The sequence below is a fragment of the Arcicella rosea genome, assembly GCF_014204325.1.
GTDB lineage: Bacteria > Bacteroidota > Bacteroidia > Cytophagales > Spirosomataceae > Arcicella > Arcicella rosea_A.
Window position 1 is genome coordinate 22,173 of the sequence record NZ_JACHKT010000039.1, and the last position, 24,931, is coordinate 47,103.

Below are 24,931 nucleotides of genomic sequence, written 5' to 3' on the forward strand. Positions count from 1 at the left end.
GATTACTTTTTACTTTCAAATAAGCCTTGTAAAGCTGATACTTCCATTTGTTGGGTCGGGTTAAAAGCTTTACTGTTAAGGTATTTTAATAAACTATATTTTAATTGACGAGTAGCAGGACGTTGGTCAATATTTTTGATTAAATCAATACTACAAACCATCAGTTTTCCTTTGCCTACCTTTGCTTCAAAAGCCAAAGCTAGTCGGCGATTTTCAAACCAAGTATCAATCGGTTGAATACTTGCCTTTAAAGAAGTAGGAAATTCGTCCAGAATTATCGCTTGAGAATGACTCATAATATCTTGCCACTGATAATTACTAAATGATTCCGTAGGAAAATCACTAAAAATTGGACTTTTCGGATTACAAGTAATGCCTAAAGTGTGTGGACCTTGTCCGCTCGTCCAAGCCGTGTTCCAGAAAACAGTAGAAAATCCAACTTTTACTTCTGCTCCTTTTCCTTTTTTCACATGGCTAAAAGGTAATAATAAAACAGTTCTTCCAGCTTCTAATTGTTGTATAATTTCAGGATTTAAAGATTCTGCTATCAACACATTTCCAGTAGCGGATTCTACTGAAAGTTTAGCAGGATAAACCCAAAAATCCCAGCTATTTTTAATATCAGTGCCTTCGATACTTAATTTCAAGACTAATTTTTGAGCTTTTGTAAAACCTGACAATGATTCTTTTAGCTGACCGATGGTTTGTACATTATCAATATCAACTTGTTCTTTGATAAAAAATCCTTTTCGCTGTACTTTACCAGCTTCATCTACAATCTGCCACAAGATTTTAGCATTTTTTAAAGCTTTTGCTCCAAAATGAGCCATCTCTAAAGTAGCTTCCATATTGTCTTGATTGGTATAAATCAAAGATGGTAAACGAGCTAACAAAACGGTAGTATTACAAAAAGTACGATATTCTTCAGGCGAAGTATAGCCTTTTGATTCCCAAAAAGCATCTAAAGCACCCACCAAAGCTGTACCTTGTCCGGGAAAATCGTGCAAGCCTAATAACTGAAATCCACCAAAACAAGGAGTACGCAAAGCGGCTTCAATATCGGCTTTATAACAAAGTGTTTGCAAACGTCCAGAAGCATAAAGAAAATCTTCTGCTTGACTGCCCATGCCTTTGGCTTCTAAAGTTTCTTTGAAAATCTCAAAATTTGTTGCCTTTAAAACACCAGTATATTTCGATATTTCCTTTAAGTTGGGGTACGCACACCATTGTCCAATTTCATGACTGATATATGGCTGATTGGCTGTGCCACCAGTTCTTTTTCGCCAGTCGTAAGTTGTACTAGGTTTTTCTTTGTTGATAATACTGTTCGTCTCTTCGCCCCAACGCTGAATGCGTGCATCTGAATGAATATTGAATTGATTTTCGGGTAAAATTGGCCAACCTGCACCGCTGGTATATAAACGACGAGTATCTTTTTGTTTGAAATGTTCAACCCATCTTCCAAGAAATTCATTTTGGTTGATACCCGCAGGTTCATTGCCGTAAGACATCATGCAAAAAGAAGGATGATTACCATAATTTTTCAAAATACGTTCTGATTCTTTGTAAATAAAATCATCGACTAAACCGCCTGTTCCAACCGCACTTCCTTGGTTTGCCCAAAGTGGACTTTCTACATACAAATAAACACCCAAACTATCAGCTACTTGAAAAGCCACCTCTGGCGGACACCAAGAGTGAAAACGCAAATGATTGAGTCCATAACTTTTGATGGTTGTAAAAATTTTATTCCAAAAAGTACGCTCGGTAGAAGGATAGCCCGTCAATGGAAAACCTGCACAGTCAACATCGCCTCGCAAGAAAATCGGACGACCATTGATAGCAATTCGTGAACCAATTGTTGACATTTCACGCATACCGAAAGTCGATATTTTTTCAGAAATGATTATTCCTTTTTCATCCACTAATTGTGTTTTTAGTTGGTATAAATTAGGTGAAAATTCATCCCAAAGTTCAGGATTTGGAATGCGATAAGTAGTGCTGAGATTCGTCGTTTCAGTAGAAAAACTAACCGCTTCTTCTTGAACTGGCAAAAATGTTTTGTTTCCTTGCAGACTTTGTACTTGATAAATTACTTTTCCTTTAAAAGATTGGTTTCTAGCTTGATTCAATGCTAAAGAAACCATTATAGAGGAAGAGGAAAGATGGGGGAAAATCTGAATATCTTCAATATTCGTCGAGGCTTTTGCTTCTAAAGAAATCTCCCCAACTATTCCGTTCCAATTGGTTTGTGTGTGTTCAGTAATACTTGATGAATTTGGTCCGATATAGATTTTAATTCTATTATCAACCCTAATCACAATCTCATTGTTTTTCTCTTTCAAAAGACCCGTAATATCATATTGATGTGCCGTAACCAAACTATTTTGTGTACCCGCAAACTTCCCATTCACAAAAACACTTGTTTCCCAATGACAACGTTCTAAATTCAAGACAACTTTTTTCTTAGCCCAATTTTCAGGAATATTGATTGTCTTTTTGTACCAAGCAGGTGCAGCAAAATACTTCGTTGGTTTCAACCAAAAGGGCATTTTAATATCATTTTGACGATATTTGGCATATTTCTCAGAAAAATAATAGCTACTATCAATCACATCGCCCGTCCACGGAGTTTGTAAAGTAATGTCGTCGCCTTTACCATTTTCAGTTAAAGAACCTGGCAATTTTACTTTTTCTGAATAAGAAACATCCCACCAATGTTCTCGAAGACCTTTATCTTGTGGGTCGAGTTTTAGTTCCCAAGTTCCTGCTAATGAGATTTTCTGTTGGGCAAAAATATCGAAGGAGAAACCCAATAAAATTCCTAAGATAGATAAACTAATCAGTAATTGTCTTTTATACATTTTTCTAAAATCTGTCTTTTGATGGATTAAATATTTATACAAAACAACTTATTACAAGAGCTAAAAACCATAGAGTTTATCTTGAATTTAATGGACAATATTATGATTTAAAATTCTCTGAAAATTATATCTACTTCCGTTTTAAAAGCCTCTTTCCAAGACTAATACTTTTAAAGTAGCAACATTGCGAGAAACAATCACCGACTTTTTACCTGCTGAATTACGAATTGAGATGATACTTTTGCAATCTCCATCGACGAAAAAACCTGTTTTTTCTAAGTCTAATACTTCAAAATTCCCTTTGCCATTTCCTTTCAAAACTGTTCCGTAAGAGGCATCGTATCGCCCAGCAACGGGTTCTACTCCGTAATCATTTCCTACTAAAATCATGTCTAAATTTCCGTCTGCATTCAAGTCTTCTATCAAAATATCTTGGCAAACTGACCACTGAGCGACATTAGGCAATGCCTTGAATTTAAAGTTATTATTCCCCAAATTTTCAAGGTAAAAACTCTCTTGAAGAAATACTTTTGTTATCGTTGCAGCTTTGCGTTGTTCTTCTGAAAGTACATCCTTCATGGTAGCTTTGGCATACAATTCGTAAGTATTAAACTTGGCTTTGAATGATGGAATTTGACGAACAAGCTCATCTCTTGAGGGAATTGGATATTCAACGCCTTTCAAGAAGTAAGAAGGAATGGCATCCCAACGACCATTATTGTCGTAATCAGCTCCATAAATCGTCAGCGGTTCAGTACTTGAAAACTGATAGCGATTGTTTGTTCCGAGATTTCCTACTACAAAGTCGATGTCGCCATCTTTGTCAAAATCAGCAGCTTTGATACAATTCCACAAACCATTTGACGCTGGGAAAGTATTGGTTGCTACCAATTTTCCTTGTTTATTTTGAAATAAAGTAATGGGCATACATTCGCCAACGACAATTAAATCTTCCCAAGAATCATGGTCAATATCAGCCCAAACTGCCGAAGTAACCATGCCAACTGTTCGCAAGTTAGGAGCAAAACTTTCAGTAACATCGCTGAAATATCCTCCTTCATTTCTTAATAAATAGCTTTCGCCAGCTTTTGGATATTGCAAAGGCGTTAGCCTTCCACCTCTGAACAAATCCAAATCTCCATCGTGGTCAAAATCAGTCGCTACCACACAAGAACCACTATGACTAATGTTGGGCAAGTGATTTTTTGTCAGGGTAAAATTTCCTTTCCCATCATTAAAATATAATCTGTCTTGATAATATTCCGAACCATCAAAATACTCGTTTGAACCACTGACAATGTACAAATCCAAATCTTTATCGTTGTCAGCATCAAATAATAATACCCCTACATCTTCTTCGTTTTTCTCCTGATTTCCTTTCGTCAAAATGGTTTGCTGAAATTTCCCATTAGGTTTTTGAATGAAAAACTTTCCTTCGTGCAAGTACGAACCTCCCACAAAAAAATCTTCTAAGCCATCGCCATTCACATCACCAGTAGTCATTTTTGATCCTTGCTGAGAAAGTTTGTGCATCAACAACGTTTCCTGATTATAGTCCATATAAGGTTCTTCTTGATGAACATAATCTTTCAAAATATGAGATTCATCTCTAAAAATTCTTGAAGGATTTGGTTTGGTTACTGTTTGTAGTTTAGCATTTTTATAATCAACAAGCAAGGTTTGATTACTTTTTACATTTTTGATAGTCTGCGATTTTCCGTCTGACCAAAGTATTTGTAAAGAATCAATTTTCGAATTTTTACCCAAACCAAAATGAATTAAAAAATCACTAGAAGACTGAAAACCTCTGGTAACTGTCTGGTGAATTTTCTGCAATTTTCCTTCTTGAAAAAGCGTAACATCACTTCCTAAACCAAAAGTATTTTGTGCTGTTCCTTGTAGTTTTACTTTTAAAAAGGCTTTTGATTGTGTGTTATTTTTCAACAAAAAAGCTTCTTGATTGATGTTGTTTACAACTAAATCTAAATCTCCATCGTTATCAAAATCTGCATAAGCCGCACCATTTGAAAGCGAAGGTAAATCGCCAAACGCCTCATTTGAAATATCTTTGAAAGTTAAATCTTCATTGTTGCGAAACAAGTAATTTACTTTTTTAAGTGTATTCATCTTCAACGCTCCCTTCTTCATCAAGTCGTCTATTTCTTTTTTGGAAGTACTTGCCTGAGCCATTTCTGCGTTGTAACTTACAAAATCCAAATCGGTAATATCTCGCAAATAGCCATTGCTAATGAATAAATCTTTGTTGCCATCATTATCAAAATCGGCAAACAGAGGCGACCAACTCCAATCAGTACTATGAACTCCCGCCAACTGACCAATTTCAGAAAAATGTACTTTGCCATCGGGCGTTTTTCCGACATTCAAATGCAACATATTTCGCATAAATTGCGGATGATAGCCCAAAGCCAAACTTTGTTCGTACTGCACATAATTGGCTGGCCCAGCCATTTTTTTTCTTTGCTCATTATCAGCAGGAAGCATATCGACAGACATTATATCAAATTTCCCGTCATTGTTAATGTCTGCAACATCCGTTCCCATCGAAAACTGGCTGTGATGTCCAAAACTTTCTTTTGCAGATTCAGTAAAAGTACCGTCGTGATTATTGATGTAAAGTAAATCGTTGGAAAGAAAATCATTTCCAACAAAAATATCTTCCCAACCATCTTCATTTACATCGGCAATAGACAAACCTAAACTCATGCCATCGTGCAGAATTCCAGCTTTTCGAGAAATATCTGTAAAAGTACCATTTCCATTATTTTGAAAAAGTTTATCGGCAGACAATCCACTTCCATCCGTAATTGGAGCAACCAAAGCGTTTGGATTGCGAGTGGAATTGGTACTTGTGATGAGAAATAAATCTAAATCATTGTCTTTATCAAAATCAAAAAATGCGGCTTGATTACTGAAAGTTGTATCCGCTAAACCATACTCTTTTGCCGATTCGACGAAGCTAATTTTCCTTCCGCTAGAATGATTAATGTATAATTGATTCGCTCGTTGAGAAGATGGATAATTTCCTGATTTACAAACGTAAATATCTAACAGTCCATCTCCATTGACATCCGCCATCGTTACGCCCGTACTCCAACCTCCTTTTTTGATACCTGTTTTTTCTGAAATATCTTCAAATTTAAAAGCTGATTTTTCGTCAACTCCTTTATTCAAATACAATTTATCAGCTACTTGGTTTCCAGTAAAATACACGTCCGTCAAACCGTCATTGTTAATATCGCCAACGGCAACACCGCCTCCGTTATAAACATAATAGTAATCAATCAGGTTGAAAGAATCATTTTCAACAACCGTGTTTTGAAAAGAAATACCACTTTCGGTCGCAGGAATTACGGTAAAAAGTTTTTCTTTTTCAGGTTGACAAGCACCAAAAAACAAAAGGAAAAGTACTGATAATTTCTTCATAGCATCAGCTCAAATTTTAATAGCGTTTGAGTAAATATCGCTTTTCAAAAAAACAAAACATTCCAAATCTTGATGATTTGGAATGTTAAAACTATTATTTTCAATCAAAAACTATTGCCATTCAGGATTTTGCTTCACATTTGGATTTCCTTGAATTTCAATCAATGGAATCGGCAATACATAATCTTTGGCTTTAACAGTTCTTCCAACTTTGTAAGTATCAGAATAGTGTTTGATGTACGCACCAAGATAATCTGGATTTCCGCCAAACTTACTTTTACGACGAAGCTCTGGGTAACCTACTTGTTCAAAAGCAAATTCGTGAATAATTTCATCCACAATTGCATCTCTCAATGCCGCTTGCGAAAGTCCTTTTAAAGGTTCTAAACCAGCTCTTTCACGCAATTTATTAATACTTGCAAAAGCATCGCCTTGTCCAACTTCGTTACAAGCTTCCGAATGTCCGAGTAACACGTCAGCGTAACGTAAATAAATAGTATTTTTTTCCGTTGTTGACCAGTTTGTATTCAATTCCACTAATTTTCCTGACCATGCTTTACTGAAAATCAACTCAGAAGGATTATTGGGATTAGCATTTGGGTCAACTAAACCACCAAAACGAGAAAGATTATAATCTGCTTTTTCACTCCATTTTACGATTGGAAATTCTCCTTTAGAATTTTTAGCGGTACGACCTGTTGGATACGATTCTATAAAAGTGGCATCAATTCGCTTGTCAGAACTTTTATAAGACATTCTGAAATCTTTTGTAGCACTTAGCCAACTCCAACCAGCACCGCCTAAATCACTTGGAAAATCTTCTGGATTAAAGTGTGCAGAGTGATTCGTATATTCTGTTGAATTGGCTTTGGCAGAGCCTTGACCTTCAAATATTCTTTCTCCTTGATTTTTATGATTTAAATCGAAGTTACTTCCAAAATCTGCATAAAGCGACAGCCCACTATTATTGATAATATCTTCAGAAGTAGCTTTTGCTTCAGCCCATTTTTGTCCCCATAATTGAGCTTTCATCAACAAAGTTTTTGCTGCCCATTTTGTGGCTCTACCAGCATCCGCACCTGAATATGAAGCAGGCAAAACACTTGCTGCTGCACTACAATCAGCATAAATTTGTTCAAGTACTTTTTGTTTTCCTCCGCTATTACTTGGCAAATCGTTGTAGCTCTGGGTAGAAGTAATTTTCAAAGGCGGATTATCAAAATATCTTACCAATTCATAATAATAAAACCCTCTTAAAAACTGTGCTTCTGCTTTGATGCGTTTTACTTTATCGGCATTGGCAGGATCTTGAATTTTATCAGCCGTTTCGATGAGATTATTCGCACGGTCTATCGAACGATAACACTGTTGCCAATACGCATTGATATAATCATCAGAAGCACTGATATTTCCTAAATTATATTGCAATGGCCCTTTTTCCCAACCTATTTGATAACCCGCCAAACATTCAAACACATAACGATTGTAAAAGTGATTAGACCAATCGCCATTGCCCATCGTAAGGTCATCGTAAACTGCATTCACGCCCAATTCAAGCTCTTTGGCTGATTGATAAAAAGTACTTGGGTTAATAAAATCTGGATTTTCTTTCAAATCCGAACATCCCGTTGCCGACAACATAATGGCCGAAGCAAGGAGTGATTTTGTATTTTTTAAGATGAAATTTTTCATTTCTTATATTGCTAAGAATTTAATTTACAGTAAAAATTAATTTTGATAAAAGCCTAAAAACCAAGATTTAATCCGAACGTAATCGTTCTTGCTCTTGGATAAGCGTCATAATCATCTCCACGGTTCAAATTACTTTGTCCGCCATTGTTTACTTCTGGATCAAAACCTTTGTATTTCGTAATCAAGAATAAATTTTGTCCACTTACTGATACTCTTGCCGAACGAATAAATTTATTGTTGACAGGAATTCTATAACCCAATGAAACATTTTGAAGACGAATGAAAGAACCATCTTGAATAAAGAATGAAGATTTGCGGAATGAAATAAAATCTCTTCTACCGTCAATTACTGGACGAGTACCATTTTGATTTTCTGAACTCCAAGAATCCGTAAGAATATTCTCTAACTGATTGATTTTCTGCACACCATCACCAATTTCTGACTGTTGAAGGTTACGAATTTGGTTACCTTGTACTCCTCTGAAAAATACGACTAAATCAAAGTTTTTATATTTCAATGAAGTATTCATACCCCAAACAAATTTTGGATTTGGATTACCGATAATTTTGTAGTCATCCGAAGTATATTTTCCATCATTGTTTACATCAGTATATTTGGGATAACCCGCTTTAGCTGAATAGCTAGCTCCTTCTGCATCCGTTTTGAACAAACCTGCATATTCATAACCACGCCAAACGCCAATCGGATTTCCAGCTTCTACCCAACTTCCATCAATCCCTAAGTGACCACTTGGGCTACCAGCGAAATAAGGAGTACTTTTACCTAAATCAGCAATTTCGTTTCTTACAAATGAAATATTTCCGCCAATATCCCATTTAAAATCTCCTTTGTCGATTGCTTTATAGTTAGCTTCAAAGTCAACTCCTTTGTTGGTCAATGAACCTGAATTTAACAATACAGTACTAAAACCTGTACTTTGAGCGATAGAAACGTAGAGTAATAAATCAGAAGTTTTGGTATTGTACCAGTCAACGGCTAAGTCTAAACGATTGTTCAATAAACGAGTATTCAGACCGACATTCAGCATCGCTGTTGATTCCCATTTTAAGTCTGGATTCGCAATATTGTTTGCTCCGTAACCAGCAGCCAATTGTCCTCCAAAAACATAATTGAAAGGCACTAAACCAGAAACAGATTGATAAGGAGGAATATTTGAATTACCTGTAATACCATAACTTGCACGCAATTTTAAGTCGTTGATAACTTCTGAAATTTTAGAGTTTTTGAAGAATTCTTCATTGGCAATTTTCCAACCAATGGCAGCCGAAGGGAAAGTTGCCCATTTGTTATTAGGACCAAATTTTGAAGAACCATCTCGGCGAACAGTTACAGTCAATAAGTACTTATCTAAAGCAGAATAATTTACTCTTCCGATAAATGATTCTAAATTCCATTCTTGTCTTCCCGAAAATGGTGTTTGTGGTTTAGCTCCATTTTGCAAGTTCATTGAATTAACATCATCCGAAGGCAAACCCCAAGAAGAAGCTGCATCATACTGGTTAATTTCATGCTGATTGGTATAACCTGCGGTTACATCAACATTGTGTCCTTTACTCAAGGTTTTGGTATAAGTCAGTAAGTTTTCGTTCAATAAATTCATAACATTACGATTGAATTTATCTAACACACGTCCATTCTGGCGACCCAAACGAGTAAAACTATTATAGAACGATTTACGATTAGCATTTACCACATCAACCCCAATACTTGTCTTGAATTTCAAGCCTTCGATGATGTTAAAAGTAACTCCGGAAGTACCGAAAATACGATTGGTCACATCTTTGTCATAACCTTGTTTGGCTTCTGCTACTGGATTAATACTAAAGCGACCATCATAACTTGGATAATTATAATTTCCATTTTGGTCGTAAATAGCCACCGTTGGGTCCAAACCAAGTGCAGTAATAATTAAACCACCCGGTCCACCTCTATCGGTCGGCACATTACTTGATTCTAAATGACTGTACGACCAACTGTTACTCAAGGTAGCTTTTCCTCCTAAAAAATCATTATCTAAATTCACACGAAATCCATAACGTTTGAAATCAGTACTAATAACAACACCTTGATTATCAAGCACATTTCCACTAAAAGCATATCGCATCCCCTTTGTTCCACCTGCAAATGTCAATTGATGGCTTTGGATATTTCCTTGACGAGTCACTGCATCCAACCAGTTTGTACCAGCACCAGCCGCATTAATTTGTGCAGCACTATAACGTCCTGCACCTCCTTGGCTTACTTCTAATTTATTGATGTACTTCATGTAATCGTCTGCACGCATTACATCAATTTTTCTTGAAATATCTTGCATAGAGTACGACGCATCGTAAGTCAAACGTCCGTCTCCTTCTTTCCCACGTTTTGTTGTAATCATCACCACACCATTCGCTCCTCTTGAACCATAAATTGAAGTACCAGAAGCATCTTTCAGTACTTCGATAGATTCAATATCATTCGGGTTCAGCATCGCCAAAGCGTTTGAAGGCTGTCTGTTACCGCCAGTTCCGAGTGCATTATTATCAGGATAAATTGGTAATCCATCAATTACATACAAAGGTTCTGAACCACTCAAAATTGAATTGGGTCCTCTTACACGCACCGAAAGCCCACCACCAGGAGCAGCAGAAGCTTGTGATACTTGTACCCCAGCTACTCTACCTTGTAAGGCTTGATCTAATGAAGAAACAGGAAATTCTTTAATCACATCCCCTTTAATACTCGAAACCGAAGCCGTTAAATCACTCCTTTTTACTTGTCCATAACCCACAACCACTACTTCTTCCAAAGCTTGTACATCAACTGACAATTCTACGTTTACATTGGTTTTATTACCAATAGCAACTTCTTGAGATTTGAAGCCTACAAAACTAAATACCAATACCGCATTCGCAGGAACATCAATTTTATAAGTACCGTCTAATGCCGTTGTTGTACCTTTTTTAGACAGTTTTTCAAAAATACTTACTCCTGCTAGCGTTTCATTATTGCTTCCTGTTACTTTCCCAGTAACCGACCTTTGGGCAAAAGTCGAAAACCCTGTGATAGCTAAAAGAATAAAACCATAAGCTATCCTTCTGCTTTTTTGTAATAATTGCTTCATATACAGTTTTAATAATAGTTAAATGTTTATTAAAAGATTATCAGAATAGTAAAATAAAATATTGAAATATTATAATATTTTACCCTGCAAAATTGATTGAAGCAAAGAAGTAAAACAATGGATATTTATTCAAAAGGATGGATTATATTATTGTTTATAATATTATTTTTCAAAGTAATTTTATTGTTTTTCAAGCAAGTCAAAATAACATAGAAAGTAATTATTACGCTAAAAAAATAAATTTTTTTGTACTTTGTCAAGATTAATCTTGATTTAAATTCCATATTTCGCTAAAAGAATATAATAATTTCTATTACATGATGATAGATAATTAACTTATTAGATTTTTGGGGAAGTGAAATATATTAGCATAAAAAAAAGCGACCTTGATTGCTCAAAGTCGCTTTTGTATTCTTTAAAAAATTTTTGGCTTATCTCGGACGACCGCCACCTGCTGCTGGAGTAGCTGCTGGCTGTTGTTGTTGACCACCGCCGCCGTTTCCGCCTTCGCTACCTCCGTCTTTCAAGTCATCGTTATTCACAGATTTCTTTCTTTTCTTCGGTGCATCAAAAGTCATTTTTCCAATACGGTAACTGAAGTTAATTTTGAAGTTCATGTTACGTAAAGTATTTGTACTTGTTTGCGAAATCGTTGATGATTCAATGCTATTATTAATTTTGAATCCATTAGGAGTAAAGAAGTTTTCAGCACCTAAACCAATACTTCCTTTTTTGTTCAAGAAGTCTTTCTTTACACTTAAGCTATAGATTCCAAAACCACCTTGGCTACCTTGTAATTGTACTTGGCGACCACGGTAGAACGAGAATACTTGCAAACCCCAACCTTTTGTAAGATTATAACTACCGAACATTCTGAAACTTGCTACCCAACCTTCGTTTTTAGTATCACGATTATTGTTCAACTTAGAATAATAAATATCTGTTCCTCCACCCAATTGGAATTTGTTTGAAATATTCACGTTTCCAAATAAGTTCATCCCATAAGCATCTTCATTACCAATGTTTTCATAGTTGGTTAAAATATAAGGAGATTTTCCTACCTCTTCTACGGTTCTTCTTACACTTTGAATAGAACCCGTTGTATTACGCATAAACAATGCGGTAGTCAAGAATGTATTTTTGAAAAAAGTATTTACTGTAAACTCATAATTGTTCGTAAACTCTGGCGATAAGTTCGGGTTACCTTCTGTAACATTTGAAGGGTTAGAAGCATTACGGTTCGGGTTCAAGAATTGTAATGAAGGTCTTTGAATACGACGGTTATAAGCTAATTTCAAAGTAGTTCCGCCTTTCAAACTTTTAGAGACATTGAAACTTGGTACAAATGTTCCATAGCTTGGAATGTTGATGTCAGTTTTAGTTCCACCTTCAGCTGTTTGAATAGCGTTGATAGTTGTGTATTCGTAACGTCCACCTGCTTTGAAGCTATATTTTTTCTTTGTCGTTAAAGTATAAGAAAAATATGATGCCGCAATGTTTTGGTCATAATCTAATGAACCGCTATTTCCAATCTGAGTAAAATTACTGTTTACTTGTCTGAAAATTCCTTTTCCTCCAAATTCAATCATTTGTGTTTTCCCAATTGGTGATTGATAATCAGCTTGTAAAGTAGCTTCTTGATTATAACTTGGGTTGATATTTGTAATACGACTCAAAGAATCTGGTACTCCACGAATGATGTTTGTAAAGTTATTCTTACGATCATTACGACTAAATTGAGCTGATAAACTGAATTCTTGCTGTGGTTTTGCAAAAAGGTGAGTGTAATCAACGTTCAAATCTACTGTTCCTGAATTATCTTTTGTTTCTACATCACGAATAGTTGAAGTATTTGTACCATTAGTTCTCTTGATAATAGTAGATAGAGCATCTTGAAAAGTACTCTGATTTCTAGCACCATAACGAGCAGAAGCTGTAATTGAATTAGTTTTGTTGATGTCCCAATCCCAACCTAATTGGTAAGAACCAAACAATCCATTGTTACGAGTAGCTGCACTTTGTGTAGTACTTGTTCCATCAGATTTAGCAATTTGTGTATTTACAAAATCTCCGTTTACGTTGTAAGTAGCACGACCAAAACCACCTAAAGAAAAGCCCATATTACCTTTTCTATAGTTTCCGTTCAACGACATATTTCCACCACGAATACCAACACTGCTATCAAAATTCAAGGTTAAACCTTGTAAAGTATTCTTTTTAGTGATGATATTGATAATCCCAGAAGAACCTTCTGCATCGTATTTAGCCGAAGGAGAAGTAATTACTTCAACCGACTTAATCATGTCTGAAGGAATTTGTTTCAAAGCATCTGCTACGCTACTTGCTACAATTGTTGAAGGCTTGTTATTAATCAATACTCTTACGTTTTGGCTACCACGAAGGGTAACGTTTCCGTCTAAATCTACCGATAATGAAGGTACTTTTCTTAAAACATCTGTTGCATCGCCACCTTTATTGGTTCCGTCTTTTTCAGCGTTGTAAACCATTCTATCAACTTTATCTTCAATTAAAGAACGTTGTCCCTCTACGGTAACTTCTTGTAAAATCTGACTTGTTTGGCTTAATTTAATCACGCCTAAATCAATTTCATCATTTTTGTTAACAATTTTCACATCTACTCTTTTAGACTGATAACCCAAGAAAGTTATCGCTAATACGTATTCGCCAGTAGCTACTTTTGCTAAAGTAAATTTACCTTTATCATCACAAACTGTTCCATCAACTGGCTTGTTTGTTGCTTTTACGATTAATGCTACGCTGGCAAATTCAACTGCTTTAGTAGCCGCTGAATCTATGATATAACCCGTAATTTTTGCTGAGCCTTTTGGTGCTGCCTGAGCAGTGCCAGGAAGTGGAGTCGTCTCTTTCGGACGTCCGCCGCCCATTCCTCCCATTCCGCCACCTGGAAACTGAGCGAAAAGATTGGTACTGATAAGACTGATTAACGTTAATGATAATAATAATTTTTTCATAAATATAATTTTATAGTGTTCGCTCTTTTTTGTAATTAGAAACAAAGTTGGGGTAAATAGTTTATTGTATAAATTAAAAAAGTACAAATGGATTGATTTTGAGATAAAAGGAAAAGCAGGAAAATCAAGCATTAGACAAGGATACAACACAAAAATTGCATACTCGTCTCTTAGATTATGACTATTTTCGACCAAATACAGAAGTGTGTCGGTGAATGACAATTATTTCAGGACTCAATTTTAAGAAGCCCCAAATTGTGCATTTTTTTGAAGTGAAGGCAAGACAAATTGATGTTGATATTGTCAATTTTCTCACCTTCTTTGTGTGGTATTTTATGGTAGATTGAGATTTACACTCGACAAAAAATCAATAATTAGGTTGATGAATTTCTTTCCCAGTAATTTTCTGTAAAATTTTAACCGCATGAATTCTTGAATTTTCAATAAACAAAGAATGTGTATTCATGCCTCCACAAATTACGCCAGCTAAATAGACATTTGGCAAATTCGTTTCTTGGGTTTCTTCATCATAAGTAGGTTTCAATACTTCATCGTTTGATAAAGTAATACCTATTTTCCGCAAGAAATCTAAATTAGGTTGATAGCCCGTCATGGCAATTACATAATCATTTTGAATGGTAACGATACCTTCTGGCGTTTTGATGTCTATTTCATCTTGACGAACAGCCGCTACTTCTGAATTAAAATAAGCTTTAATAGTACCTTCTTTGATCCTGTTTTCAATATCTGGTTTTGCCCAGTACTTTACTCTGCTTCCAATTTCACTTTGTCTGATAATCATGGTTACTTCCGCTCCTTTTCTCCATGTTTCCAAGGCTGCATCAACCGCTGAATTATTCGCACCAACTACAGCTACTTTTTGTAAAGCATAAAAATGTGGTTCTTCGTAATAGTGTGTTACTTTCGGTAAATCCTCGCCGGGCACGTTCATTAAATATGGAATATCGTAAAAACCCGTCGCAATAATAATGTGCTGTGCTTGATATTCCGCTTTATTCGTTTTCAGTGTATAATTAATTTCATCATTTTCTTGATTTGTCCTGCTGATTTGCTCAACACTTTCAAAAAGTTTAATATGTAATTTTCGGTGAATAGCAACTCTGCGATAATACTCCAAAGCTTCTGAACGAGTAGGCTTGGCATTATTAGAAACAAAAGGAACATCTCCAATTTCTAGTCTATCCGAAGTACTAAAAAAAGTCATGTTTGCTGGATAATTATACAGTGAATTCACCAAACAGCCTTTTTCTAAAATCACATAATTTAAACCAGCCGATTGAGCTTCCAATCCACAAGCCAAACCAATAGGGCCACCGCCAATAATAATCAAGTCGTAATGTTGCATAAATTTTAAGTAAAAATCTTCTTTGTTGGCTAACAAACAAAAGCCCGCAAGAGTTCTGAAACGCTTGCGAGCTTAGTTTTTAATTAATGGTAAATTTATTCAGCACTTTTTACTGAAGAAGCACCAGAAACATCAGATCTGACAGCAGGTTGACCTTTATATCTTAATGAGGATGCTCCGCTTGCCTCTACATTCAAGGTTTTGCTTGCATTTACTTTAGCAGAACTTGCACCAGAAACCTCAGCATCAACATCTCTTGCAATAAAATTATAAGAATCAACACTACTTGCACCAGATAAATCAAAGTTTAGTTTAGAGGTTTTGCCATTCAATTTCAACCTAGATGCTCCAGAGCAATCTAAATTTACTTTGTCGGCATTAATATTTATCTCTGAATTGGCAGCACCAGAAAATTTCAAAGTGATGTCTTCTAAATCATTAAATCCAGAAATTTTAGATTTCGTTGCTCCTGAAAAATCAACTTGTTTCAGATTTGGCATCACAATCGTAAAGCTTACTCTTTTACGATTATTATTCCATTTCCAACCTTTTCCATCACGATACTTCACAATCAGTGTACTACCGCTTAATCTTACATCCAAATCCTCAAGGTCTTCTGAACGTTCAGCATCTACTTGTACTTTGTAAGTATTTCCGTATTTCACATCAATTACAAAAGCACTTGCCATGTCTAACTTATCAAAACCTTTTAACGAATACTCTTTTGTATTCTGAGCAAAAAGGACTTGAGCAAATCCTAACAAAAAAAACATTAATACTGAGTTACGAAAGTAGGGTTTAGTTTTCATAGTTTTTGAAACATTGTTTAACTGTTGGATTAAGTAGCGATTAGTTTTTTATCAACCAATTTTGTTTCGCCGTTTATTAGATGAAATTTAGAGCTTAAACGTTGCATAGACTTTCAATTTTTTATGAAAGGTTTTTGCAAAGGATAAATCCGATACTTATTCACGGTCTTTTGTTACCGAGCCACCTGCTTGTACTGAACGAGTAATAGAAGGTTCGCCACGGTAATGAATCGTTCCCATTGAAGTAGTTTTGGCTTCTAATTTTTCATGTACATTAATTTCTGCCGAAGCCATATCTTTTACTTCTACTTTGGCTTTATTTACTTCTAAATCAAAAGATTCTAATTTTGATTCATTGGCTAATTTGGCATTTAGCTCATCGTATCTGCCTTTTATTTTTAATATTGAACCATTTTCGAGACCGAGTTCTAAGGTTTCTCCTTCAAAATATTTGATTTTACTTGTACCAACACTTCCTTTTACGAAATAGCCTTTGAGCTTGGGCATGGTGATGTGAATTTCATAAATATCCGAAGCAGTTGCATTCCCTTTCGCCTCCAAAACCAAAGTATTGTTTTTGATTTCGGCTTGGATGCTACTTAAAATATCAGAATTTGTTCCGCTGATTTCTACTTTGTACTCATCTCCTTGACGAACTTGTACATCGGTAACGCCCCCTAATTTGATGTCGATATATTCAAAATCTTTTAACGGCAAGGTTTGAATGGCTACTCCTTGTTGAAATTCGTCTGAATCGTTATCATCATCATTTTGATTATCTTGAGAATACACTTTCGGAAAACGATTCTGACAAACTAATTCTCCATCTTTCGTAAATTGCCACAATGAACCTTTAAATAAATCGCCATTGCTTTCGTCAAAATATCCTCCATCAAAATCATTATCAACAAAACTTGCAAATCCACGGGTCATAGAGAATGACTTTCCATAAGGAATATAGACTTTCATTCTGATTCTTTGGTCACGGAAATAAGCATCATCTTTGAATTCAAATCTATCGTCAAACTTCAAAATAGAGTCTTTCTGAATGATATTATACGTAACAGCCATTGCATTGATTTCAGCATCTTTTTTATCAACGCCATCAGCTCTAAAGATTTTCTCGATTTTAATAACTTCTCCGTCGTAGCCAATTAGTTCTACTGAAGGTTCCCAGTCTTGGTCTAAACCAGTCGAAGTAATATCAAAAATTGGTATTTTCTTGTCAAAATTAAACGTTACGTTTTCTTCAATTGAAGCAGTTTTAGCGAAATTCTTGGCATATTTTACTCCTGTGTACATCGTAATTAATAAACCAATCAAGAATACGCCTAACAAACTTTGCCAAGTAATTGGCGTAAATAAATTTCTACGAATCACCAACGAAACACCTGCACAAGCTACCAAAAAGGCAGGAACTGCTAAGGCTAAAAACCCACCTAAAAACAATATCGGAGAAGCATCACGAGCAATTAAACCTACTGGAAAATGGTCGCCGATATACACATTTGCGTTTTCTAAAGCTGTTAAACCAACAAAAAGCGAGAAGAAAAGAGCGATGATAAATACTACTCCCGAAAATGCCATCATGCCACCAACAAAAATACGAGCCACCGAAGCCAAAAACACCGTGATTGGACCCAAAGCTTTGAATACCTGAGAAATAATTCTAAAAGGTAATAACAATAATCTCGTTAATGGTTCTTCAGGTTTATCTTCTGTATGTAAAGTACGTTTGATATTCGATTCGATGTTTTCAAGCGTAATAGGTTCGCCAGACATTTGCATTTTATCGGTTAAAGATTTGGCTTCTGGAGCAATTGCCCAGAGAATCAGGTACAAAACAATACCCGAACCAAAAAGAAAAATACTTAGCACAAAGACAAAACGAAGCATTCCTAAATCCCAACCAGTATAAGAAGCAATACCACTTACTACGCCACCCATTACTTTTCCGTCTGGATTACGATAGAATTTACGAATTCTTTCATCTTCTTCTAAAATGGCATTTGCAGGAAAAGCAATCCAGCAAGCGATATACAAAACAAAAGTAATTCCACTTAAAATTCCTGCTGTGATTGGACCAATTCCTAATAAACAAAATAAGAATGCTAAGCGAATCCAAAGGGGATCAAAACCCAAATTATGAGCTAAACCTGCACAAACACCCCCTAATAATTTTCTTTTTGTATCACGGTAAAGTTTGCGGTCACGTGGTTCATATTTGAAGTTTTCAAAACTACTTGAAGCTTTTTCTTGTGAAGATTCTTGTTTCTTTTCTTCTTTTTTAGTTTCCTCTTTTTTCTGTCCATTTACTGCGAAATCTTCCTCTTCTTCGATTGCAGCAAAATCTGAAACAGAACCCATAGAAGCAATCAAACCATCTACGTCTTCCAGTGTAATTACTTGAGAATCCTCACTTTTATGTTTTGTCCAAAATTTTTCAGCAATTCTGGCTTCAATGTCAGCAACAATTTCTTTTGAACCTTCATAAGAAGCAAAATACTTCTGAATGGATTTCAGGTAGGCATTTAATCGCTCGAAGCCGTCTTCTTCGATATGAAAAACTATGCCTGCAATATTGATTGATATGGTCTTTTTCATGTTTGAATGAATATATGAGTGAAATACCCAGATGCTATTTTAAATATTTGTTTGGCTTTTAAAGGATTGGTTTAAACGCCTTCTTCTTCTGACTCTTTGTTGTGATGATGAAAAGATTCGTGAATGATTTGATTCACAGAAGCTTGGAGTTCATTCCAAGTTTCTCCGAATTGCTCAAGGAAAATTTTACCAGTGTCAGTAAGAATATAATATTTTCTTGGCGGACCAGATACAGATTCCACCCATTTGTAATCTAACAATCCTGAGTTTTTCAAGCGAGTAAGCAAAGGATAAAGTGTACCTTCCACAACCATTATTTTGGCGGAAGTCAACTCCTCTAGCATATCTGAGGCATATACTTCTCCTCGGGAAATGATGTGCAGGATACAAAATTCTAAAATCCCTTTCCGCATCTGCACTTTGGCATTTTCTAAATCCATATTGTTAATTTATGTTTAAAATCGTTCGTAACTACTGGTAGTAAATATTTGTCTATTTGCTTCATCTCTAAAAGCTTATAGCTTAATGCTGGAACAAAGATATAAAAAGGTACTATGCAATGCAAGGTACTATGGGAAAATATTTTCATATTTAGACAAATGGAGCTAAATAATTACAAAAGGAAAAAAATGAAGGAAAATAAAAGCAAAGAAGTTGAGGTTGGCACAAAAAAATTTGGCGAGCCTTATTAAGGTTCGCCAAAATGTATCACTAACACACCAAAATATGGTTTCGAGTTCAAAGAGAAAACTCCTCTTACTAAAAACCTATTTGAAAATATAGATATTCACGATTGTCTCTATGACAGAACGCTACATTAATCTTCAATAGAAATAAAAAACAACATAAATGCTAGTAACAAACTTATAACAATAACTTGTTAATTCAAATTTGTAATATCATTTTCTTATTATACGGTTAAAAACTTCGTTTTTATTATCAATTGGTAATCATAAGAGATTAAATCTTAGGCTTATCTTTGATATTTCTTTCCAAGAATAATTCTAATTTGTATTTAATCCAGTACAAATAATATTTAAACTCTAAAAAATAGAAAAAGTAACAAGTTTTGAGTATTTATTTTTTTTCAATGACAGTAATTTTATTATCGCAATTCATAAATCTTCCCCCATAAACGTCTTCATATAAAACTTTAAAATGAAAAGAAGTATCAGTAATTACCTTGTAGCCCAGATGTTTTACCAACACTTCATTACGCTTCAAAGTATAAATCTGTAATTCTTCCCCAATTTTCATAACGCTTCCCTCTTCTAAATCGTCAAAATAATAAGGAAACTTATTGAAATCACTCCCATTTTTCTGATTCCATTCTTTAGTAAAAAATTTAGCAAAAGAATCATACTTTTTTTGCTTGTAATAAATCTCTATTTCTTTTATAAACGCCGGACCAACGCCTTTGTTTTCACAATTATAATAAAAAAAATCATTATCATAAACTCCACCTTCAAACCATAAATATGGATACACCGAAGCTTTTTGTTGTTCTCTTGAAATCTTTAATTGTTCAAGATAAATAAAAATAGAAATTACGCTGGTAAGAATCGCCACTGTACCTACCATCAATTCAATGTTCAGCTTGTGATTAAAGATTTTCATAAAAAAGATTTTAGCTTATATTTTGTTTAAAATTCCCTCCTAAAAATACTTAGTTCATCCTTGATAATCATCATTTCGTCGGAAAACAATTCAAGAAATATTCTTTTTGAACTTGTTTTGAAGCATCAAATAAACAACACGACGATGAAAACCTTTACTTATCTGTTAATCCTCTATTTCTTATTTATTGCTACTCAAGTATTTTCACAAACACTCGTAACAGGCAAAGTACTTGACGAAAAAGGCAAAGGCTTGCCCGGTGCAAATATTTCTTTGAAAGGCTCTTACGACGGTGCAACTGCCGATGCTGAGGGCAATTTCAAATTTAATACTTCTGAAAAAGGCGAACAAGTACTTGTCTGTACTTTTGTTGGTTTTGAAACAAGCAACAAAAATCTTGTACTAAATCAGGCAAGTATTGAAGTAGTTTTTAAACTGGTTGAAATGGCGAACGAACTCAATACCGTAACCGTAACGGCTGGTACTTTTGAGGCTTCGGACGAAAAGAAAACGACTTTAATCAAACCTTTGGATATTGTTACAACGGCTGGCGGCGGAGCGGACATTACCCAAACAATGACCTTACTAACGCCTGGTTCGCAACGTAATGGCGAATCTACGGGAATGTTTGTCAGAGGTGGTTCGGCACAGGAATCAAAAATCTTAATCGACGGACTTACAGTTCAGAACGCTTACAACACCGCTTCGCCTGATGTAGCTTCTCGCTCTCGCTTTGCTCCTTTTCAGTTCAAGGGTTCTGCATTTTCAACGGGTGGTTACTCGGCACAATACGGTCAGGCTTTATCAGCAGTTTTGTTGATGAATACCACCGATTTGCCCACAGAAACCAGCTACACAGTAAACGCCAACTTGGCACAAGTATCTGCTGGTTATACACATTTGGCGGAAAATCATTCTTTGAGTGGAACGCTTGCTTATAATAATCTTACGCCTTTGTTTAAAGTGTATCCGCAAAATATAGATTGGATAAAAATTCCTGAACAAATCAATGCTTCGGCTTCGTATCGTCTAAAACCATCGGCTGATGCCAATTTTAAAATTGATGCGGTTTATGCGAAAAGTGAATCTGGTATGATGTTTACGAATACTGAACAAAATCTTAGTCTTTCAAAATTTGGTATCAAAAACAATAATCTATTATTGACAAGTACTTATCAGAAAGCCTTAGACAAAAATGCAGAATGGGTTCTGAAATCTGGTGCTTCCTATTCTTATAATCAAGATTTATTGAGTGTAAATACTGATGCTTTTGAAAAAACAGAACAGCGTTCGCAGTTCAGAGCGGTTTTGGTGAAATCTTTTGATAATAATTCAAATATACTTTTCGGTACAGAAGGACACGTCGCTCAATATGGATTAACACTTGAACAAAGTAACAGTGATAAAAAAACGTATCAATTAACGGATAATTTCCAAGCTCTTTTCTCTGAATCAGAATTTTATGTTACTCGCAAATTGGCTGGAAGAATCGGAATAAGGGCCGAACACTCTTCTTTGGCTTCGAGTTTTAACCTTGCTCCACGATTTTCTTTGGCTTATAAAACTGGTCTTTACTCTCAAGTTTCGGTGGCTGGTGGTAGTTTTTACCAAACACCCGACTATCAATATTATTATTACAACAAAACGCTGGGCTACGAAAAGGCAAATCATGCTGTGCTGAATTATCAATTAATCAAAGATAACCGTACTTTCAGAGTAGAGGCTTATTATAAAAAATATGAAAATTTAGTGCGTGAATATGCCGAGCAAGAAAACTATTTTGATGCCAATCCTCAACGTTTCCCGAACGGCAGAACCGACAATAGTGGAAAAGGTTTTTCACAGGGCATTGATGTATTTTTCAGAGATAATAAATCTTTCAAAAACGGTCAACTTTGGGTGAATTACAGCTATTGCGATGCAAAACGTTTGTCGGGTAATTATTTGACAGAAACGCAACCAACTTTTGTTTCAAACCATAATTTGAATGTGATTTATAAACAGTACATCGCCAAGCCGATGATGACGGTTTCGGGTACTTATTCTTTTACGAGCGGTCGCCCTTATTACAATCCAAACAATCCAGTTTTCTTAGCCGACCGCACGCCAAATGTACATAATACCAGTATTTGGCTCAATTACCTGACCAATATTAAAGGCAATTTTATGGTGGTTTACTTCTCGGTTGATAATGTTTTAGGAACGCACAATGTCTATAATTATCGCTACTCTGCCGATGGCAAAACTCGCACAGAAGTAAGACCAGCAGCTTATAGAACCTTTATGATTGGTACTTTTATCACGATTTCAAAGAAAAAAGTATTGCCAGAAGATATGCGTAAAAACTAAAAAATTACTTGTTTTTCACGCTAAAAAATCAACAATTCACTCCTTGAAATACTTAATTCGTCGGAATTCCATTCATTCAAAACCCATCTTAAAATACCTTTGATTCATCAAAAAAGAAATATTTAAACATCAAAAATAAACGAATATCATCATGAAAAATCTATTATTAACTATCGTAATTGTATTAGCTTTCCTTACCTCTAAAGCAACTGACAACGAACGCTTCAACAAAGCAATGGGCGAAACCCTAGTACAATTAGGACAAGCAAAAGACCTGACTTCGTACCAAGAAGTAGCCAATAAATTTGAAAGAATTGCCAGTTCGGAAACGACAGAATGGTTGCCAAATTATTACGCAAGTTTAACTTACTCTTTAATCGCTATGCAGCAAAAAAGCGGTAGTGAAATCGACAAGTATTTAGATAAAGCTGACTCTTTTATTGAGAAATTGGCACAGCAAAAAGTAAGTAATCAGGACGAAATAGAAGTATTAAAAGCCCAAATTGCGATGATGAGAATTTCGGTGGATGGACAAGCTCGCTACATGAAATTTGGTTCGGCTTTTGAAGCTGCCATCGCTAAAGCAAAGAGTATTAACCCAGAAAACCCAAGAGCTTATGCTTTGAAAGCACAAATGATTTTTTATACGCCAGAGCAATTTGGAGGCGGAGCAAAAAATGCTTGTCCTGAAATTCAGAAAGCTTTAGAAAAATTCGCTAACTTCAAAGCAATAAGCCCCATTTATCCAAATTGGGGACAAGAGCAAATCAAAGAAATGGCAAAAGCCTGTAATTAAAATATTTCAAGCATGACGGCGTGAGGGTCGTCATGCCTTTTTTATGGGAAAAGAATTAAAATCAAGTTTTTGGGGAAGATTCTGGCTGCTGAGTTTCTTTACCGTAATGGCATTTAATGGTCATATTTACTTTATCATTGGCATTCTCAGAGGGAAAAATCAATACAAAGATTTCTTCATCAATATCGTTTACAGCAATATTTACGATGCCACCATGATGATTAGTTTGTGCTGGTTTTTTATCCGATTTTTTCCTTCCAGTAAATTTCCAATACTCCGTCACGGCCTTTTGTCTTTGTGTATCATCGCTTCGGCAATGTTGAAATTTTTTAGTTTTTCAATTTTATACAGTTTTTTTCAAGAAAGCGAACCCGTAAGAGTAACCAATAATGCCAGAGATAATTATGATATTTTGTTTATTCTCGGCCCGCTATTGGGTGTAAATATTATTTATTATTGGTTTACCCACGAACGCACAAGACTTATCAAAATGACTGAGCAGGAATATCAATTATTACAACTCAACGACCTAAAAATTCGGGCAGAATTAGAGGCATTGGAGGCGAAAATCAATCCGCACTTTTTGTATAATTCCTTAAATTCTATTGCTTCATTAGTACACGACGACCCCGACAAAGCCGAACACATGGTGCTTAATCTTTCTAAATTCTACCGATATTCCACAGGCAGAAGTCAAGAACATTATGATACTTTAGAAAATGAATTAGAAATTGTAAAGACCTATTTGGAGATTGAAAAAATCCGTTTCGATGAACGATTGGTTTATTCGGTAGAATTTGAAGATGAAGCTTTCAGAAAGTATAAAATCCCAAGATTTTTGTTGCAGCCAATCATCGAAAACGCCATCAAACACGGCATTTCTAAAATTGCAGGGATTGGAGTGCTAAAAATCAGGATTGATAAAGTAGAAGAAAACTTAACAATCAAGATTTTTGATAATGGTGTACCTTTTCCAGACAATATTTTTTCGGGCTATGGTTTGAAGTCAATTCAAGATAAACTTCGCCTACTTTCTGGTGAAACGGCTTCGATGGAACTGAGTAATTCGCCTGAGAAAGTAGTGATTATTAGTTTGCCAGTTAGCTTTTAGCTGTGAGGGTTGAGCTATGAGGCTTGAGCAGTGAGCCCCCTCGCTTGCCCGTAGTGTTTTACACTAGGCAGAGTGTCAAGCCTTCTTAGAAGGCATCCGTTAGTAGTATATGAGTAAACAACTTGGGACATAATTATAAAATGCGTTGCATTTTTGCAATG

13 protein-coding genes are annotated in these 24,931 nt (G+C 35.4%); 3 read left to right on the forward strand and 10 right to left on the reverse strand.

Features of this window, described 5'->3' with window-relative positions; all coding sequences use genetic code 11:
- Positions 1–2: 2 nt before the first annotated feature.
- The 10 genes from HNP25_RS19155 to HNP25_RS19200 all read right to left on the reverse strand — a co-directional run bounded on the left by HNP25_RS19155 (position 3) and on the right by HNP25_RS19200 (position 20,514).
- A complete protein-coding gene (locus HNP25_RS19155) occupies positions 3–2,864 on the reverse strand; it encodes a sugar-binding domain-containing protein (RefSeq protein ID WP_184136920.1) in 2,862 nt (953 codons plus the stop codon).
- Positions 2,865–3,005: 141 nt separating this feature from the next.
- A complete protein-coding gene (locus HNP25_RS19160; RefSeq protein ID WP_184136922.1) occupies positions 3,006–6,308 on the reverse strand; it encodes a VCBS repeat-containing protein in 3,303 nt (1,100 codons plus the stop codon).
- 111 nt (positions 6,309–6,419) lie between these two features.
- Positions 6,420–8,000 carry a RagB/SusD family nutrient uptake outer membrane protein gene (locus HNP25_RS19165; RefSeq protein WP_184136924.1) on the reverse strand — a complete coding sequence of 527 codons (1,581 nt, stop codon included), beginning with the start codon at positions 7,998–8,000 and terminating at the stop codon, positions 6,420–6,422.
- 53 nt (positions 8,001–8,053) lie between these two features.
- Entirely contained in the window at positions 8,054–11,125 is a 3,072-nt protein-coding gene (locus tag HNP25_RS19170) for a SusC/RagA family TonB-linked outer membrane protein (protein WP_184136926.1), read from the reverse strand.
- 431 nt (positions 11,126–11,556) lie between these two features.
- Positions 11,557–14,118 (reverse strand): TonB-dependent receptor, encoded by a 2,562-nt coding sequence (locus HNP25_RS19175; RefSeq protein ID WP_184136928.1) that lies wholly within the window; start codon positions 14,116–14,118, stop codon positions 11,557–11,559.
- A gap of 367 nt (positions 14,119–14,485) precedes the next feature.
- Complete coding sequence (locus HNP25_RS19180) at positions 14,486–15,484, reverse strand: YpdA family putative bacillithiol disulfide reductase (RefSeq protein ID WP_184136930.1); 999 nt, start codon at positions 15,482–15,484, stop codon at positions 14,486–14,488.
- Positions 15,485–15,579: 95 nt separating this feature from the next.
- The gene (locus HNP25_RS19185; protein WP_184136932.1) at positions 15,580–16,293 is read right to left on the reverse strand and encodes a head GIN domain-containing protein; all 714 of its coding nucleotides are present in this window, start codon (positions 16,291–16,293) and stop codon (positions 15,580–15,582) included.
- A 156-nt stretch (positions 16,294–16,449) separates the two neighbouring features.
- Positions 16,450–18,897: a PspC domain-containing protein gene (locus tag HNP25_RS19190; RefSeq protein ID WP_184136934.1), complete on the reverse strand. Its 2,448-nt coding sequence runs from the start codon at positions 18,895–18,897 to the stop codon at positions 16,450–16,452.
- Between the two features lie 71 nt (positions 18,898–18,968).
- Positions 18,969–19,337 (reverse strand): PadR family transcriptional regulator, encoded by a 369-nt coding sequence (locus HNP25_RS19195; RefSeq protein WP_184136936.1) that lies wholly within the window; start codon positions 19,335–19,337, stop codon positions 18,969–18,971.
- Between the two features lie 637 nt (positions 19,338–19,974).
- On the reverse strand, positions 19,975–20,514 hold the full coding sequence (locus HNP25_RS19200) for a hypothetical protein (RefSeq protein ID WP_184136938.1): 540 nt from the start codon (positions 20,512–20,514) through the stop codon (positions 19,975–19,977).
- Between the two features lie 144 nt (positions 20,515–20,658).
- Here HNP25_RS19200 and HNP25_RS19205 point away from each other — a divergent pair, with 144 nt between their 5' ends.
- From HNP25_RS19205 to HNP25_RS19215, 3 genes are all read left to right on the forward strand, one after another.
- Positions 20,659–22,863 carry a TonB-dependent receptor gene (locus tag HNP25_RS19205; RefSeq protein WP_184136940.1) on the forward strand — a complete coding sequence of 735 codons (2,205 nt, stop codon included), beginning with the start codon at positions 20,659–20,661 and terminating at the stop codon, positions 22,861–22,863.
- A 151-nt stretch (positions 22,864–23,014) separates the two neighbouring features.
- Positions 23,015–23,659, forward strand: coding sequence for a hypothetical protein (locus HNP25_RS19210; RefSeq protein WP_184136942.1), 645 nt, complete (start codon positions 23,015–23,017; stop codon positions 23,657–23,659).
- Between the two features lie 43 nt (positions 23,660–23,702).
- On the forward strand, positions 23,703–24,770 hold the full coding sequence (locus HNP25_RS19215) for a sensor histidine kinase (protein ID WP_184136944.1): 1,068 nt from the start codon (positions 23,703–23,705) through the stop codon (positions 24,768–24,770).
- The last annotated feature ends 161 nt before the right edge of the window (positions 24,771–24,931 follow it).

What these genes read in the sequence shown, in the direction of transcription:
- HNP25_RS19155 (WP_184136920.1), bottom strand. Translation starts at nt 2,864, where the DNA reads ATGTATAAAAGACAATTACTGATTAGTTTATCTATCTTAGGAATTTTA.
- HNP25_RS19160 (WP_184136922.1), bottom strand. Translation starts at nt 6,308, where the DNA reads ATGAAGAAATTATCAGTACTTTTCCTTTTGTTTTTTGGTGCTTGTCAA.
- HNP25_RS19165 (WP_184136924.1), bottom strand. Translation starts at nt 8,000, where the DNA reads ATGAAAAATTTCATCTTAAAAAATACAAAATCACTCCTTGCTTCGGCC.
- HNP25_RS19170 (WP_184136926.1), bottom strand. Translation starts at nt 11,125, where the DNA reads ATGAAGCAATTATTACAAAAAAGCAGAAGGATAGCTTATGGTTTTATT.
- HNP25_RS19175 (WP_184136928.1), bottom strand. Translation starts at nt 14,118, where the DNA reads ATGAAAAAATTATTATTATCATTAACGTTAATCAGTCTTATCAGTACC.
- HNP25_RS19180 (WP_184136930.1), bottom strand. Translation starts at nt 15,484, where the DNA reads ATGCAACATTACGACTTGATTATTATTGGCGGTGGCCCTATTGGTTTG.
- HNP25_RS19185 (WP_184136932.1), bottom strand. Translation starts at nt 16,293, where the DNA reads ATGAAAACTAAACCCTACTTTCGTAACTCAGTATTAATGTTTTTTTTG.
- HNP25_RS19190 (WP_184136934.1), bottom strand. Translation starts at nt 18,897, where the DNA reads ATGAAAAAGACCATATCAATCAATATTGCAGGCATAGTTTTTCATATC.
- HNP25_RS19195 (WP_184136936.1), bottom strand. Translation starts at nt 19,337, where the DNA reads ATGGATTTAGAAAATGCCAAAGTGCAGATGCGGAAAGGGATTTTAGAA.
- HNP25_RS19200 (WP_184136938.1), bottom strand. Translation starts at nt 20,514, where the DNA reads ATGAAAATCTTTAATCACAAGCTGAACATTGAATTGATGGTAGGTACA.
- HNP25_RS19205 (WP_184136940.1), top strand. Translation starts at nt 20,659, where the DNA reads ATGAAAACCTTTACTTATCTGTTAATCCTCTATTTCTTATTTATTGCT.
- HNP25_RS19210 (WP_184136942.1), top strand. Translation starts at nt 23,015, where the DNA reads ATGAAAAATCTATTATTAACTATCGTAATTGTATTAGCTTTCCTTACC.
- HNP25_RS19215 (WP_184136944.1), top strand. Translation starts at nt 23,703, where the DNA reads ATGGGAAAAGAATTAAAATCAAGTTTTTGGGGAAGATTCTGGCTGCTG.